Consider the following 242-nt stretch of genomic DNA (forward strand, 5'->3'; position numbering starts at 1 on the left):
GCCATTAGCTCAGTTGGTAGAGCATCTGACTTTTAATCAGAGGGTCGAAGGTTCGAATCCTTCATGGCTCACCATTTACAATTTAATGCGGGTGTAGTTTAGTGGTAAAACAAGAGCCTTCCAAGCTCTGGTCGAGAGTTCGATTCTCTTCACCCGCTTTTCAATTATGGGCCTATAGCTCAGCTGGTTAGAGCGCACGCCTGATAAGCGTGAGGTCGATGGTTCGAGTCCATTTAGGCCCA

2 tRNA genes are annotated in these 242 nt (G+C 47.5%); both read left to right on the forward strand.

The features are described 5' to 3' along the window. The first annotated feature begins 87 nt into the window (after window positions 1-87). A tRNA-Gly gene (locus JDS95_RS30785) sits at window positions 88-158 on the forward strand. A gap of 10 nt (window positions 159-168) precedes the next feature. Continuing rightward, window positions 169-242, forward strand: a tRNA-Ile gene (locus JDS95_RS30790).

The sequence above is a fragment of the Bacillus cereus group sp. N24 genome (assembly GCF_016483345.1).
Classification (GTDB): Bacteria; Bacillota; Bacilli; order Bacillales; family Bacillaceae_G; genus Bacillus_A; species Bacillus_A toyonensis.